The sequence below is a fragment of the Providencia sp. PROV129 genome, assembly GCF_028482245.1.
GTDB lineage: Bacteria > Pseudomonadota > Gammaproteobacteria > Enterobacterales > Enterobacteriaceae > Providencia > Providencia vermicola.
This window is the reverse complement of sequence record NZ_JAMPQD010000015.1, coordinates 84,221-99,470: the sequence shown is the minus strand read 5'-3', so window position 1 is coordinate 99,470 and position 15,250 is coordinate 84,221. Positions and strand designations below refer to the sequence as shown.

Here is a 15,250-nt window from a genome sequence, read left to right as displayed (position 1 = left end):
TTTTTATCAAAGTATAGGGTTACTTATTGAGTAGGTTTAGAATAATTACGGTAAAATTCAGCGGATGATGGATAACAAATGTGTAAACGATTTTTTTTGCTGTTTTGCGTGTTATTTGTAAATTCAATTTCTCAATCGTTAGCGGTTGAGATAAGCAATACCGACGATTGGAAGCTTGCAGATATTCCGCCTAAATTAGTACAAACGAAAGAAAATGAAATTATTTTTTCGCTCATAGCAGGTGAAATGAGAGCAGTCGCTGAGTTAAATGCAGACCATGGTTTTTACGCTTATTCCCCTGCAGGGGACTATTGTGCGCTGCAATTCGGCAATGATTATGCCTTTGTTAAAACTAGCTCTTTTGCGAATAAAAAGCCGCGTTATGCACCAGATGCAGACCGACTCAATGATTTGCAAAACCCGATTTATGATTATTTGGTCACGCATCAAAAAACCCCAGTTTACCGAACAACCGACAGCAATAGCCCACAAATAGCTTCTTTGTGGGATAATTTGCGCTACCCTATTTTGGCTCGCATGATTAAAACCGATAAAGCGGGTGAGAAGACGGCATGGTTAACTATTCGCCTTGGAGATCGTTTAGGGTATGTGCGTTTACAGGATGTCGCATTGGATAAAGGTATTCCTATCTTAACGTATCACCATATTTTGCAAGATAGCGAAAATAAACACTTTCGCCACACCTCGACGACGACATCGGCTAAGGCATTCAGTGAGCAAATGAATTACCTGAAAAATGCAGGTTACCAAACGTTGTCCCTAGAAGATGTGGAAGATTATTTAAATCAAACGGCCAATCTGCCAGGCAAAGCCGTGGTACTCACCTTTGATGATGGTTTGAAGTCGGTTTACCGCTATGCGCTGCCTATTTTAAGGCATAACCAGCAGCAAGCGACGTTATTTGTGATTTCTTCACGGATTAAAACACAGCCGCAAAAGTGGTCGGCTGACTCATTACAATTTATGAGTAAACAAGAAATTAAAGATAGCCAAGATGTATTTAACATTCAGTCCCACACACATTTTTTGCACCGTTTGGATAATCACAACTCTCCCATTTTATTTAGTCGAAAAGAACATACGATTATGTTGGATTTTAAACGATCGATGAAGATTTTGAGCCACTTTGAGCCAGATCAACGTTATTTAGCTTACCCGTTTGGTGGCTATAACGCATCGGCGATGGAAGCGGCGAAAGAGGCTGGGTTACATCTCGCGGTGACGACGATACAAGGAAAAGTGAAGCTGGGGGATAACCCATTTGCCTTAAAACGCTTATATGCGTTTCGTACCGATCCACTGGATAAATTTGCCCAAATGGTAGGTAACAGTGAACAAAACGTTGTGAACCAAAATATTATTGTTGATAAGTAGCTAGCCCTTCGTAACGCACTGAGTTTTATGCTCTGAAAACTCAGTGCTCATCGAGCTGTTTGCCTGACCCCATCTCTTTTAAGAAACGCTGCTGATACATAAACAATTCTTTGGCACTAATACAGTGGTAATCCATTGAAAACTGCTTTGCGGTTTGCTCAATAATTTTTGCCAAAGCAGGGTAATGGCGATGATTCCAGTTGGGAAATAAGTGGTGAGTCAGATGAAGGTTTAGCCCGCCTAGCCAATAGGTTAGCCAGCGTGGTGTGGTTTGCCAGTCATAAGTGGTTGAAAATGTGTGGGTATAAAAACCATGAGGCATGTTTCCTTCTTTAGGCGGGGTATAGAAGGTGGCTTTTGCCCAATGGGTGCCAAGTATTAGTACAACAAATATTAATGATGCAAACATTTGGCTGAGTACGTAGGTCAAGAGCAGCGTGCCAAGGCTGATATCGTGCAAAACGATTGCGGGGATCACAATGGCCATCACCAAATGCAGTAATTTTGCCATAATAAACGCCAATATACCTTGCTGCCCTTGATGACGCATATGGGGCGCTACGCGGGTAAAGTGAAACCTGTCCATCCAATCAAAAAACCAAATGAGTGCAGGGAATGTCATTGCTGCAATCAATGGCCAATACAGGTGTTGGGCTCGCATAAAAGGATACCAACGTTGGTAAGGGGTTTGGCGTAAAACAAAATTCTCTTCAATATCCAAATCGTAATGGCGAATATTGGTATGAGCATGGTGAAAAATAATATGCCGCACGCGCCAACACTCAGGGTCTAAGCCAAGGGGAATGGTGATCCAAAAGTTGAGCCAATAATTGGCTTTGGCGTGTTTAAAAATCGCATTGTGTGAGGCGTCGTGTACTAAATTAATGGCCAATAATAAAGCGAAGCAGACAAAACAGGGGTAAAAAACAAAAAAGGCCCAAGGTGTATCGAGTAACAGTGCCGCAAAATAACTGCCTAAACAGCACAATACCAACACGGCGCTTTTGGCATAAAAACGTCCGTCAGCAAATCGATGATCGGCATTATCATGCAAATATTGTTTAGCCGCTTTATTCAAGGCTTTTTGGAAGTCTTGATCATGGCGGTGCTGGTAACTGAGTGGCCTAAGTGGTTTAAGCGACATTCGCCACCACTATCGGTTTTCGGCCAAACCCAACTAACATCAATAAGCTGTGCAACCACAACGCACTGGTAAAAATGACCCAGAAGGCTGTCGTCCATTTCCAAATAAATACCACACAAATCAGTAGTAAGCAGGCGATAAAAAACCAGCTCATTAACCCTGATTTTCGCCCATCAGAAATCCCTGATAATGCCACGGTTCCTAGTGCCAAAAGCACAAATAAAACGACTTGTTGCAGCGTAGTACCTTGGTAGCCATAACCGTAAAGGTAGACATAGCCGATAACTAGGGAGAATAAGAGTAATGTTCCCATTACTAAGGCAACTTGGTTTACGCGAAATAGCGGCGTTGGTTTTTGTGCGGGTTTACTGGCACGTTTAATCATCCGCCAGAAAGGTAAGTTACTATCAATAAAGGGGTTTTCAGAGGCTGGAGTACCTTTAATACCAAAATGATGTTCAGTTTCAGGGAGTTTGGCAAACGTACCGAACAGCTTATCCCAAAAAATAAAGCTTCCTGCAAAGTTGCGATTGGAATAATGCCCTTCTTTGACGTGATGAACGCGGTGGTGCTGCGGCGTCACCATAAATTTCTCTAACCAACCCAAGCGCGGGATCAGGGCGCTGTGGTTAAAGAACTGAATGGTATAGTGCAAAATCGACACAGTAAGGAAAACCTCAAGCGGAATGCCCATTAACGCTAATAACATAAAGAAGGGGATTGATGTGAGTGATGAATACCACGAATTTCTCACCCCTAACGACAAGTTATAATGCTCCCCTTGATGATGCACAACGTGTACTGCCCAGAGTATTCTATAAGTATGGTGCAATCGGTGGAGCCAATAGAAGCCGAAGTCCCACGCTAAGATTGTAAAAACCCAAACTAAAATTGTTGGCCAGTTTTCAACAAGGTTGAAAGAGTAGTGAGTGACCACAAACCCATAGCAAAAAATCTCTAACCCTCTAAATAACCACAACATAATATGGCCAGAGTTCAGGTTGAACACCAATTCTTGCCAGCTTACCGTACCCTTTTGTGTTTTGGCGATCACTAAGCCTTCTGCGACGACGATCGCTAACATAAAAATAATGGGAAAGGTTAATTCATTCATGAGCGTTTTCTCTCTAAGCGGTATTTTGCAGCGTGGACAACCCACAGCGCGCAACAAGCCGTTACTGCTCCAGTGACAACATCAATAAACAAGTGGCGTTTTAACACCAATACGGACACGCAGATAGCGGCGGCCCATAAACAATAAGTTAATGTGCGAAATTTATATTTTACTGACCATAATGCATTCAGTACCACAAGAGTCAATGAGACATGTAGAGAAGGTAATAAATTTTGTGGGCTATCGATATCGATCAATGCCGATAATGCATGACCAGAAAATGTTGTTAAATCATATTCATGGTACAGCATCGTGGTGGGATACAGTAAATAAACTGCGCCAGAAACCAACGCACACAATTGCATGGCGAACATTAATAAACGGGCGCGCTCAATGGGGCTGCAAAAATAGCCTAGTGGAATAAATAAAAAGAACGACAGATAAAACCAAACTGCATGTGGGGAGAATGGCACGATGTTATCAACGGCACTTGGGCTTAAGATATTGGCATTCTCAACAATTTGCCCTGTGTAGTTGTACACAATGCCAACGGTTCCCCAGCCAATCAAACAATAGGTTAAGCGCTGGAATAAGACGTTGCTTGTCATTGCGGTTCCTTGCGGGTAATGCGGCGTTTTTTGATGGAAAGTGATTGTTCAATAGGTTTAGCTAATAATTCCCAATGTAACTGCTGAATATCCACGCGTTGACTGGCTAAGTAATTTTCCAGTTGTTGATGGCAATGAGCAAGTTCTTCTTCACTGCACTCGGCTTGCAAGCATAAATGATAACCTTGTTGGGTAAGCCGAAAATCCGCAGTGAGGGGTAAATTATTCACGATGACTCTCGCACAAGGATCGGCAAAAATTGTGGTCATATTACCTTGTTGATCAGGCAGTTGCAGTAAGTCATCACAACGTCCTTCAATACGTTCAATGGCAAGTTCTGGAGAGCCACAAGGGCACTGCGCTTGTTTGACCACCAATACATCATCAAGCTGATAACGCACAATCGGCTGTGTTTGGCGGGTAAAATCGGTGATTATCGGCGAAAACCGTGTTTCATCTAGCCAATTAGGTTCAATATGAAGGAAAGACTCATTTAAGTGCAGCGTGCCATGTGAGCAGGTACAACCCAGAAAGCCTTCTGTGGCTTGGTATACCTCGCCCACTTGTGGAAAACAGCGCTTAAGCTTCTCTTTGTCTTGTTGTTCAAGAACTTCTGCCACTGAAATCACTTTGTGGGTGGTTAGCTGGATTTGCTGGTGGATAATGGCATCAGCAATGGCACACAACACTTGTGCAGGTGCGACAATAATTGAGGGTTGATAGGCTTCAAGGGCGGACAGTTGCTGCTGAAAATCCGCAAACAGGTCGTAAAACCGTAAGGATATCCAGCGGTTATTCACGCTTTCATACAAATTATTGTTGGCACGTAAAAAGAGGGCAACTCGCTCACCGTGGAATAGTCCCTTGGGCAACATTTTAGCTAACATGCTGCCAGACCAGATACTTTGTTCCTGTGGGCTCACCACGAATATGCCACGCCGCCCTGATGTACCAGAAGATAACCCAACGCTATAACGGCCAACTTTCGGGGCAAAATCACGCGATTGCTCACTTTTCTGTGCACATTCGAGAAGCATTTGGCTTAAGAGGCCAGCGGTATTCATTTGGTCAAAATTTTCCATCATGATGGATTTGTTCATAATAGGAAATTCATGTAGAGGGCGGTCGATATAGGCACGAAAATAAGGGCTTTTTGCCAGTATTTTGTGTTTAAATTGAGCCAAACGCTTTTGCTGGTAAGCCTCTAAATCTGTGCGGTTTTTGAATGACAAACGGCGTGCTCGCCAATAGTGCCAGAGCATCGACAATATCACTGTAAATCACCTTCATGGCAGAGCTGAATAACAATATTTTGCTTATCAATTTCATGCAATTTATTCAGTGTTTCATAATACGCTTGTTTGTCATCCATGATGATATTAGCGATAGCCATCGGGCCCCGTAGTTCACGGTAATTGGTGGGCGACCATGCCGCATCCCCTGCAAGCAGCACCCATCCTGCCTCTGTTAATACGCATAAGCCAATATGGCCTGCTGCGTGCCCTGGGAGTGGCACAATTAATAAGGTTTTTGACTTATTCACAGCAAAGCCTTCACCGAGTATTTGTAATTCACAGGGGAGGGCAACACGTTCAAAGCCTTCATAAAATACGGTTCGCTGTTCAAAGTCATCAGGTAATAAGCCGCGAACAAACGCACTTTTCAGGGCGGCAAAGCCCGTTAATGGACGTATTTTTGCCCAACCATCACCAGAACAAATGATTGGCATCTCGGGAAAATCGCGCAGCCCTGCGATATGGTCACCGTGGAAATGGGATAAAATCACACCATTAATGTCCTTCGGTTTAAGTCCGTCGCTTGCCAGTTGATTGACTAACGCATCTTTGCTTTCGAAATAAACAGGAGTTACCGTACGATAGAACCGCATGATGCCTTTGCGTGTATGATCATAAAAATGGGTGGCATATCCCGTATCAAATAACCAACGCTGATTTTCGTCTTCAATCAACCATGCACGGGCAGGGAATTTGCAAGACTTAAAACTGGCACCTTTTAGGGCCACACAGCCTGGATGTGTGCAGTACCCAACTTCATATTGGTGAATGGTTAACATCAATTCTCCTGCTGTTTTAGCCAGTTAGCGGTTAAATGAATTCCTTGCTCCATGGAGTATAACGGGTAATAACCTAGTTCTTGTTGGGCTTTTTGGTTATCAAGCGTCATGGTGAAATAAGCTGCACCGAGGCTATAACGGGTGAGAAGCGGCTCTTTTCCAGTGAGATGGCTGATGCCCTCAAGTAACACAGCAATGCTATATAACAGGGGATAAGGTGCGGAACGAATTTCACACTCGAGTTGAAGCTCATGGAAAAGTTGCTGCAATGTGTGTTTTAGTGCTTGCGGCTGTTGGTTGGTAATATTATAGGTTGCGCCGCTTTGTAACGCGTCTTTATGCGTAGCCAGTTGCATGCTGTGAACCACATTCCCCACATAGGTTAAGTCAAAATGGTTATTTCCCCCGTTAGGAAGTACTAACTTACCCTGACGAGATTTGATTTGTGCCAATAGCCTCGGCAGTAGCACGCGGTCATGAGGGCCAAACAACCCACGAGGTCGCAGTAGGGTATAGCGGGTATTGGGATACTGCTTAACACATTGCTGAATAGCTGTTTCCGCTAAATATTTTGTTCTCGCATATTGATTGGCGAAATGAGTATTCTGGGTGGTTTCTGTAATATCACGTTGATGGGTGAAATTGAAATAAATGGCGGGGGTCGAAATATGAATAAAACGTGCTATTCCTAGCTCACCAGCTGCGGTGGCTAATGTGTGAGTCGCATGAAAATTAACATTTTCAAAATGTTGACGCTTGCCCCATGGTGAAGAGAGTGCCGCACAGTGCCAAATGGCATCACAGCCAGTCATCATCTCTTTCGCTTCTTGCAAAGAGAGCTTTGCTAGTTCACAAGGGGCAAACTCAGCACCCATTGTGATTAACTGTTCTCCTGCTTGTGGATTTCGCCCGCAAGCGACAACGTCAAAACCTCGCCCCAGTAAGTACTCACTAGCATTTCGGCCAAGCCCACTTGTGGCACCTGTGACTAAGATTTTCATGGCACTAATACCATGGCACACAGCGCTAAACCTGCGGCAGTACCAATTAACATCACATGTTGTTTTTCATAAAAACGGTCTGTGATAATCGCTTCGTGCAGTGCCGATGGAATCGATGCTGCAACTTGGTTACCTCGATGGCGATAGATATCAATGAGCTGATCGGATGTCACGCCAACACGTTGACGCATGTGTTCTAACGATAAATGGCTCGCTTGGTGGGGCACGACAGTATCAATTTGCTCGAGTTGTAAGTTTGACTCGGTGAAGACCCGCTGCATAAATTCTTCAATTAAGGCAGATGCCATGCGGAAAAGTTTTTTACCTTGCATATGAAACAGGAAATCATCCTCAGTCATTCCTGAACGTGGGTTTTTCCGTGTTCCACCTGCGCGAATTTCACAAAAATCAATCCCGTCAGTGTGTGTAGTGTGAGTGTAAGAAAGAATGCCACTGGTGCCATCCCCTTTTTCAACAATCACACACGCTGCACCATCACCAAAAATGAGCGATGATTCCTTATCTTGCCAGTCGATGCCCCGTGAGGCTATGTCAGCAGAGACAATGGCTATTCGTTGGTATTGGCTTGTTGCTAACATGCCCGCAGCCACTTGTAGCGCAGTAATAAAGCTAATGCAACTGGAGTTGATATCAAAGCAGGCAATACCATCATTTAAATTTGATTGTTCAAGGATGTGGGCAGCAGAGCAAGGTAATGCCTGAACAGGGATCGCTGAGGCGTTAATCAGCATATCAATACCTTGTGGTGATAACTGATTATGCTGTAATGCATTTGCAATGGCCTGTGCAGCCAACTGAGCTTGTGAATCAGTATTATTTGCATGATAGCGATATTCGATACCTGAATGTTTCTCCACAAACCCTTTTGTTTTATTGAATTTTTCATCGAGCATAGAGGAGTAAATTTTGTTTTCAGGCAAAGCAACGCCAGACGCGATGATTTTAAGTGGAGCAATTGACCTATTAGCGGACATATATAAAGTGCCTATCTAACCAAGATAACAACAATAAATATCAGAGTTCATTTATTTAATATATAGGAATTACGGAGTTCTTCTTATTGCCTATCGCTCACGGGGTTTCATGCGTTTCATCAATCAAAGTGCGGAAAGTGTGTTGCCATGCTTTGGGTAATGAAGCCTGCCAAACGACATCGATTTGCCAATTTGCTGCCTCACAGTGGTGAAGAGGAATAAAGTGGATATCTTCTTGTGCAATATATTTTGCACTGTAAGGAATAAGGCTAACGCCCACTTTGGCGGCAACCAATGCAATAAGCGTTTGTATATCGCTGGCCTCTTGTAAGGGAGAGATATGTAACTCTTCCGATTGCAGGTAACGCTGAATTTGTTGGTAAAGGCCAAGGCCGCGCTCTGCACGTAACATAAGCAATGGATATTGTGTTAAATAATCCCGTATCGAATTATGTTGTGCGTATTCGCGTGATATAGCGAGGGCTAAAACTTCCGTTTTTAAGGGTTGGCTAATAATATTTGTTATTGAACCATGGGAGATACTGCGAGTAAATGCAATATCTAATTGATGAGTAAGAAGATTCTCTCTCATTATATGTGATGGCATATCGTCCAGCACAATGGCAACGCTAGGTAGTTTCTCCCGTAAATGAGCAACAAATAAAGAGGCCTCTTGAAAAGATGAGATCCCAAAACCGACATTCAAAACTTTAGGGGGCTCTTCCTTGATCGTCAATGCTTGATTCAATAATTCTTGTACGTGGTTCAGGGCTAATTTTGCATGGGGTAGCAATGTAAGGCCATGCTCTGTCAGCATTGCGCCGTGGCGGCCTCGTTCAAATAGCCGTAAATTGAGTTGCTCTTCTAATAACTTAATTTGCTTTGTTAATGCAGGCTGGCTTATGCATAAGCGTGTTGAGGCTTCTTTGAAATTTTTTGTATCCGCAAGAGTAATAAAGGCGCGAAGAAGTCGGGTATCCATATTTACCTCTTACAGAAAATGATAAACGCTATAGTATCTATATAATGAATAAACCACTATAGCATTCGCTATTTTACAGGGACTGATTTATTTTTTGATAAAAGGCGTTGCTTGAGATGCGAAACGAACCTGATGAATATCTGTTTCGTAACCCATTGTAGTATTAAGAATTGTGTAGAGTTCGGGACGTCGTCCCATTAACCAACGTCTCCCATTGGAGTTGGGGAGTAAGTTAAGGTCTAAATCAGCGATGACCATATCATTTTCAGTGGCAGTCGTTTCTTGAATAATGCGGCCATAAGGGTCGATTATCATCGCATTTCCTGTTCGAACTTCGTCGTCGTCACGGCCAACGCCATTACTAAACAGGTAAAAAACACCGTTATCATGGGCGCGTGAAGGTAGCCAGCGTAATAACCAGTTTCGACCATTTTCCCCTTGAAATGCATCGATCAGTGCTTGTCGGTCTTGTTCTCTGTTTTCCCATAAATGCAGTGGTATGCGCTTCATACCATACGGGCTACTGGAGTTTGTTCCACCCGTTTGATGAGGTGCAAGGATAATATCAGCGCCAAGTAATGCAGTAGCTCTCGGGTTTTCAATCAGATTATTATCCCAACAAATCAATATGCCGACTTTGACACCCCAGGGGGTGTCAAACACCGTGTAGTTATCACCGCTTTGAATAACTGGATGCTCAAAGGCATGCAGTTTTCGGTGCGCATATAACTGCCCGTCAGGCATGCAAGCGACCCAGGTATTATAACATTTACCATTGAGGCCTTTTTCAATGAATCCAACGCCAATAAGCATATCTAATTCGATGGCACGTTGGCGAATAGGGGCTAATGAAGGGCTGTCATGCAAGATTTCACTGAGTGCATAAACGTCTTCATCAGACAGTTTTGGGACATGCCAATACCCAGTAATACACATTTCAGGGAATATGAGCATTCTGACCTTTTTTTGTGCAGCTTGCGTAATGAAGTTGTGGATACAGGCTAAGTTGTAGTCTTTATTGCCTGCTTGGTGTTGGAATTGCACCGTTGCAGCGCGAAGTAATGGTTGTCTATTCATCAATATCTCCTTTATTAGCAAAATAAAAACACGTTATTTTGAAAAAAAATAATGAGTTATTTTTCATTTTAATAACCATTGGTTATCGAAATGGAAAAACTAGTCGAATATCGATGATTTAAATTGAGTGAAAAAGTTGAGATGCATTATATTCTTCGAAAAAAAACCTCTTATTAGGTGAAATATTCTTATATAATCTGCAGGGATAAAAAATAACTTATTGATTAGCATTTAGTTATTTAACTAAAAAGCCGTAAAAGGGCTTAATTAGCACTAAAAAAGTACTCTATTCTTGTGATTAAGCGCTTAATTTCCGTCTAGACTGAGCTGGTGAATATTGTTGTTACTAGATCATCGAAGTTTTTTTACCTAAAGCAGGGTGATTAACTAAGTATAAATACCTGTTTTACACTTTTTCCGTGAGCTAATTACTCAATTATTATGTTTTATTTTTGTTACTAGAAAAAAAACGTCTAATTTCATTAATAATATTTATCACTTGGTTACAATTTGTAGCAAATGTAACTATATGTTAAATAAAAGGTATTTTAGTAGCTTGGTGTGACCACTTTACTTAAAATGGCATTATTTAATGATATCGTTAACACTCCTGCTTAAGGGCGCGATAATTTGCTAGATTTACGTATTTAAAATGAGTTGCCTTCTCTTAAATCAATTTTTTTATATCTCGTACTCGTTTAATGAGTTAATGAGATTTCCTGTATATTTAATTTTCAAAAAACCATAAAAATTAAAATACCATTGATAGTGGTATTTTTGATATAAACTAAAATAATGTAAATTAAAAATTAATTTACCTATTTTTTATGTAAAAAAGCTTATTAATCAAGATGTCTATTTTGAATAGTAAATATTTAATCACTAAGTTAAATAATCTAAAATAAACCTGTATTTATCTAAGTTACCATTGTTAATGGTAATCTATATTTACTTAAAATAAATCAAAAGGTTAGTTGTTGTTTTTCTAATTATTCTATATTGAAAAATTTAACTTTATTGAGTTGTTTTTCATTGGTCACTATTTAAATTTGAAATACTCTAATATTGATAGGTTTCTCTGGCTTTAATCTATTTTATTGATCGTTATAAACAGTTTTACTTTTATATCTTCAAATTTATAATTAACTCAAATTTCGTGTTTTAATTGATTTGCAATATTTTAATTTGCATTTCAAAAGATAAATTTTTATGTTCTAAAGGTTTTTGATCTGTAATATAGTTTAGCCGTTTAATATTTTAAGTTTGTTGGGCTATAGTTGATGATAAATGTAAATCGTATTGTAGGTAGAGAAATAAGAAAAAGAAGAAAGCATTTAGGTCTTTCTGGCATTGAGCTTGCAAATCTTGTTGGTGTAAGTCAGCAGCAGATCTCACGCTATGAAAGAGGGGAGTGCAACATTAATATCGAAAATTTGCATGTATTAGCTAGTGCTCTAGAAACAGAGATGATTTGTTTTTTTATTGACGATGTGTTCTTAAATAAAGAAAGTAATTAACTAAGAAAGTTAAGGATATTCTCATATCCAATATAAAAATAATATAAAAATAAATTCAATTAAATAAAACTAATTTATTCCTTAATTAGAGGGATAAATGTTATTTTTACTATATCCTCAGCAAAAAAATATCAACTTAATAATTGTTTTAATTATTAAGTGATTGGTACATCTGTCGTCTTTTTATAGGAAAATATAAATGAAATTAACTAAAATTGCATTAGCTACAATTATCGCTTCTTCGTTTGGTATTGCTAATGCAGCACCTGTAGACCAAGGAAGTGGTATCATCAACTTCACTGGTAAAGTTATCAATGCACCTTGTTCAATCCCAGGTGATGGTACAATTAACGTTGACCTTGGCCAAGTTGCTAATAAAGTATTAGAAACTGGTAATAAATTTAGCCAAAGCGTTCAATATAATATTCAATTAGAAAACTGTGATTTAGGTGAAGTTAAAGATGCTTCAGACACAGTTATTTTCCCTGCAGTTAGCAAAGTTAAAGTGACTTTCACTGGTACGCCAGATACAACGGCAAAAGAACTGTTAGCAAATACAGGTACTTCTAAAGGTGTTGGTGTTCGTCTGATTAATGCTGATGGCGCAACAATGAAAGTGGGTGACACAAGTGTTGAATTGCCATTAGCTGACGGCCCTAACAAATTAGCATTTAGTGCACGTGTTGAAGCAAATGGTAACAAAGTAGAAACTGGTAGCATCATTTCTCAAGCGACTTACGCTTTAAATTACCTCTAATCTATACCTTAAATAACAGGCATATTTTTTGCCTGTTATTTTCCCTTTTTATTTTGATTTTTTATCTTTTTGACAGGGAACATCATGTCTTTATTGCCTCAGTTTAAAATGAATAAAATATTATTTTCTATTGTATTGGCATTTTCTTTTTCAGGAATGTCCAATGCAGTCGAATTTAATATGAATATTATTGATGCAAAGGACAGAGACAATATTGATTTAAGTCAGTTTTCAAATCCTGATTTTATCCCTGCTGGTGAATATCTTACGGATATTACACTGAATGGTAGGAAATTAGCGGGTCAACATCTAATTAAATTTATTGAAGAGAGTAAAGATAATTCAACACTCTGTGTTACACCAGAGATGGTCACTCTTTTTGCATTAAAAAAGAAAGTTCAGGAAGAACTTCTGCAAAATAATAATAACCAGTGTGTTGAACTATCTAAAAAGCTAGATATTCACTATCGATTTGATAAAGAGAACCAGAATATCTTATTTTCTATTCCTCAAGCTTGGTTAGAATATGATGATCCGTACTGGGTTCCGCCGTCCCAATGGGAAAATGGAATCGCAGGCGCATTTCTCGACTACAACCTGTTTTTAAATTATACCTCCCCTAAAAACACCAGTGAAACATTTAGCGGTAGCAGTAATGGTACGGCTGGCGTGAACTTAGGTGCTTGGCGTTTCCGTGCAGACTATCAGTATCAATATAATCGTTCTCAAGGAAAAACGAATGAACGATTTGATTGGACTCAGCTTTATGCATTTCGTGCATTACCTGAAATGGGCGCAAAAGTTTTACTTGGGGAGTCTTATTTAAAAACAGATTTGTTTGATAGTTTCCGTTTTATTGGGGCATCTCTCTTTAGTGATAATCGTATGCTCCCTCCTTCATTGCGTGGTTATGCACCACAGGTGACGGGTATTGCTAAAACCAATGCCATGGTGATTATTTCACAAAATGGGCGTGTCATTAAACAAGCTAAAGTGGCACCTGGTCCCTTTAATATTCAAGATATTACGGAAGCAGTACAAGGTACGTTAGATGTGACTATTGAGGAAGAGGATGGCTCAAAAACGACTTATCAAGTGACGGCGGCATCATTGCCATTTTTAACGCGCCAAGGGCAGCTTCTTTATAAATTGACGATGGGGCAGTCGGATCCGTTTGGGCGTTCTCAGAAAGTCGAGCCACGGTTTATTGCGGGTGAATTATCTTATGGGTTATTTGGCAATACCTCCATTTTTGGTGGGTTAATTGCCACTGTCGATAATAATAATTATCAAGCCGTCAACCTGGGTATTGGGCAAAACATGAATGTGTTTGGGGCAATATCGCTGGATATTACGCGTACCCATGCAAATTTAGATCACTTTGGTTCTTATTCAGGAAACAGTTATCGTCTGAATTATTCGAAACGTTTCGAATCCACCAACTCACAAGTCACTTTTGCGGGCTACAAATTCTCTGAAAAAGAATTCCTAACCATGCCGCAATATATTGATGCTGCTAATGGTGTTCTTGATTTTAGGCGTGATAAAAACGTGTATACCGCTTCTTTTAACCAATACATTAGCCCATTGGATTTAACGGTTTACTTTAATGCCTCACACCATCAGTTTTGGAGCAGTGAGTCGACAACAAACTTTGGAATGAGCCTGAGTAAACTGTTTAGTGTTGGGCAGCTTAAAAATATTTCAGGAACATTGTCTCTCAATAAAATTAAATACGAAGAAACCGATGACAATCAAATTTATCTGTCATTTTCAATTCCGTTAGAAAATGGTGGATCAGTGAGCTATGACGCCCAATACGCAGATAATGATCATAACTTTGGGCAATCTGTCGCCTATTACAGCCCAAATGAGCAAAATAATTACTGGAGTATGCGAGTAGGTGGCGATCAGCATGAACTCGGGCGTGCAGAACCGAATATTAGTGGTAGCTATCAACGCTCTTCCCCATATGGCGTATTAAATGTTAACGCAACGGAAAATGTGAATTCTTATCGCGCCTTTGGTGGGAGCTGGTATGGCTCTATGACAGCCACTAAATATGGTGCTGCGATGCACCGTAATGGCACAAACAATGAACCGCGCGTCATGATTGATAGCGATAACGTTGCGGGTATTTCTATTGATAATGGCGAGTCCGTCACCAACCGCTTCGGTATTGGTGTTGCAACAAGTTTGAACAGTTTTTCAAACTCGGATGTGTACATTGATATGAATACGCTGCCCGATGATGTTGATGTGAATGACAACATTATTGGGAAAACATTAACTGAAGGCTCAATTGGTTATCAAAAAATAAAAGCGAACCAAGGGAAACGTATTTTAGCTGTGATCCGTTTGAGTAACGGTAATTATCCACCTCTGGGGACGAGTGTCATCGAAGTGAATACCTCTAGGGAAGTTGGCATTATCGCAGACAGTGGTGTCGCTTATTTGACTGGGATAGACCCAGATGAAAGTTACATTGTTAAGTGGGCAAGTGGTACAAATCAATGTCGCTTGAACTTACCGAATATGACTGAAAAGAATCAAGGTAAAGTCTTGATCCCTTGCCAATAAGGAATG

General features: G+C 40.4%; 13 protein-coding genes. 4 read left to right on the top strand and 9 right to left on the bottom strand.

The genetic code is table 11. The features are described from left to right. The first annotated feature begins 78 nt into the window (after nt 1-78). On the top strand, nt 79-1,395 hold the full coding sequence (locus tag PSF27_RS11260) for a polysaccharide deacetylase family protein (RefSeq protein WP_206083415.1): 1,317 nt from the start codon (nt 79-81) through the stop codon (nt 1,393-1,395). Nucleotides 1,396-1,435: 40 nt separating this feature from the next. Here the strand turns inward: PSF27_RS11260 and PSF27_RS11255 are convergent, their stop codons facing one another. The 9 genes from PSF27_RS11255 to PSF27_RS11215 form a co-directional block, all read right to left on the bottom strand. After that, the gene (locus PSF27_RS11255) at nt 1,436-2,539 is read right to left on the bottom strand and encodes a fatty acid desaturase family protein (protein WP_272681468.1); all 1,104 of its coding nucleotides are present in this window, start codon (nt 2,537-2,539) and stop codon (nt 1,436-1,438) included. Next, nucleotides 2,529-3,653, bottom strand: a complete 1,125-nt coding sequence (locus tag PSF27_RS11250; RefSeq protein WP_272539336.1) for a sterol desaturase family protein — start codon at nt 3,651-3,653, stop codon at nt 2,529-2,531. Before PSF27_RS11250 ends, PSF27_RS11255 begins: the two co-directional genes overlap by 11 nt. Then, the gene (locus PSF27_RS11245) at nt 3,650-4,261 is read right to left on the bottom strand and encodes a phosphatase PAP2 family protein (RefSeq protein WP_206083418.1); all 612 of its coding nucleotides are present in this window, start codon (nt 4,259-4,261) and stop codon (nt 3,650-3,652) included. Before PSF27_RS11245 ends, PSF27_RS11250 begins: the two co-directional genes overlap by 4 nt. Then, nucleotides 4,258-5,523, bottom strand: coding sequence for a F390 synthetase-related protein (locus tag PSF27_RS11240; RefSeq protein ID WP_272681528.1), 1,266 nt, complete (start codon nt 5,521-5,523; stop codon nt 4,258-4,260). The genes PSF27_RS11245 and PSF27_RS11240 overlap by 4 nt, the downstream gene beginning before the upstream one ends. 8 nt (nt 5,524-5,531) lie before the next feature. Further along, nucleotides 5,532-6,335 (bottom strand): MBL fold metallo-hydrolase, encoded by an 804-nt coding sequence (locus PSF27_RS11235; RefSeq protein ID WP_272681467.1) that lies wholly within the window; start codon nt 6,333-6,335, stop codon nt 5,532-5,534. Continuing rightward, entirely contained in the window at nt 6,335-7,336 is a 1,002-nt protein-coding gene (locus PSF27_RS11230; protein WP_272681466.1) for an NAD-dependent epimerase/dehydratase family protein, read from the bottom strand. Before PSF27_RS11230 ends, PSF27_RS11235 begins: the two co-directional genes overlap by 1 nt. After that, nucleotides 7,333-8,331 (bottom strand): 3-oxoacyl-[acyl-carrier-protein] synthase III C-terminal domain-containing protein, encoded by a 999-nt coding sequence (locus PSF27_RS11225; RefSeq protein ID WP_272681465.1) that lies wholly within the window; start codon nt 8,329-8,331, stop codon nt 7,333-7,335. Before PSF27_RS11225 ends, PSF27_RS11230 begins: the two co-directional genes overlap by 4 nt. A gap of 97 nt (nt 8,332-8,428) precedes the next feature. After that, entirely contained in the window at nt 8,429-9,313 is an 885-nt protein-coding gene (locus tag PSF27_RS11220) for a LysR family transcriptional regulator (RefSeq protein ID WP_272681464.1), read from the bottom strand. Between the two features lie 87 nt (nt 9,314-9,400). Then, nucleotides 9,401-10,390, bottom strand: coding sequence for a nitrilase family protein (locus PSF27_RS11215; protein WP_206083423.1), 990 nt, complete (start codon nt 10,388-10,390; stop codon nt 9,401-9,403). Between the two features lie 1,280 nt (nt 10,391-11,670). On the opposite strand from PSF27_RS11215, the gene PSF27_RS11210 reads away from it, so the two are divergent. From PSF27_RS11210 to PSF27_RS11200, 3 genes are all read left to right on the top strand, one after another. After that, complete coding sequence (locus PSF27_RS11210; protein ID WP_206083424.1) at nt 11,671-11,907, top strand: helix-turn-helix domain-containing protein; 237 nt, start codon at nt 11,671-11,673, stop codon at nt 11,905-11,907. 199 nt (nt 11,908-12,106) lie between these two features. Beyond that, nucleotides 12,107-12,664, top strand: a complete 558-nt coding sequence (locus PSF27_RS11205; protein ID WP_206083425.1) for a fimbrial protein — start codon at nt 12,107-12,109, stop codon at nt 12,662-12,664. An 84-nt stretch (nt 12,665-12,748) separates the two neighbouring features. Next, nucleotides 12,749-15,244, top strand: a complete 2,496-nt coding sequence (locus tag PSF27_RS11200) for a fimbria/pilus outer membrane usher protein (RefSeq protein ID WP_206083426.1) — start codon at nt 12,749-12,751, stop codon at nt 15,242-15,244. Nucleotides 15,245-15,250 lie beyond the last annotated feature (6 nt).

Excerpts from the sequence above, each read along its gene's own strand:
- PSF27_RS11260 (WP_206083415.1), top strand. The coding sequence starts at position 79 with ATGTGTAAACGATTTTTTTTGCTGTTTTGCGTGTTATTTGTAAATTCA.
- PSF27_RS11255 (WP_272681468.1), bottom strand. The coding sequence starts at position 2,539 with ATGTCGCTTAAACCACTTAGGCCACTCAGTTACCAGCACCGCCATGAT.
- PSF27_RS11250 (WP_272539336.1), bottom strand. The coding sequence starts at position 3,653 with ATGAATGAATTAACCTTTCCCATTATTTTTATGTTAGCGATCGTCGTC.
- PSF27_RS11245 (WP_206083418.1), bottom strand. The coding sequence starts at position 4,261 with ATGACAAGCAACGTCTTATTCCAGCGCTTAACCTATTGTTTGATTGGC.
- PSF27_RS11240 (WP_272681528.1), bottom strand. The coding sequence starts at position 5,523 with ATGCTCTGGCACTATTGGCGAGCACGCCGTTTGTCATTCAAAAACCGC.
- PSF27_RS11235 (WP_272681467.1), bottom strand. The coding sequence starts at position 6,335 with ATGTTAACCATTCACCAATATGAAGTTGGGTACTGCACACATCCAGGC.
- PSF27_RS11230 (WP_272681466.1), bottom strand. The coding sequence starts at position 7,336 with ATGAAAATCTTAGTCACAGGTGCCACAAGTGGGCTTGGCCGAAATGCT.
- PSF27_RS11225 (WP_272681465.1), bottom strand. The coding sequence starts at position 8,331 with ATGTCCGCTAATAGGTCAATTGCTCCACTTAAAATCATCGCGTCTGGC.
- PSF27_RS11220 (WP_272681464.1), bottom strand. The coding sequence starts at position 9,313 with ATGGATACCCGACTTCTTCGCGCCTTTATTACTCTTGCGGATACAAAA.
- PSF27_RS11215 (WP_206083423.1), bottom strand. The coding sequence starts at position 10,390 with ATGAATAGACAACCATTACTTCGCGCTGCAACGGTGCAATTCCAACAC.
- PSF27_RS11210 (WP_206083424.1), top strand. The coding sequence starts at position 11,671 with ATGATAAATGTAAATCGTATTGTAGGTAGAGAAATAAGAAAAAGAAGA.
- PSF27_RS11205 (WP_206083425.1), top strand. The coding sequence starts at position 12,107 with ATGAAATTAACTAAAATTGCATTAGCTACAATTATCGCTTCTTCGTTT.
- PSF27_RS11200 (WP_206083426.1), top strand. The coding sequence starts at position 12,749 with ATGTCTTTATTGCCTCAGTTTAAAATGAATAAAATATTATTTTCTATT.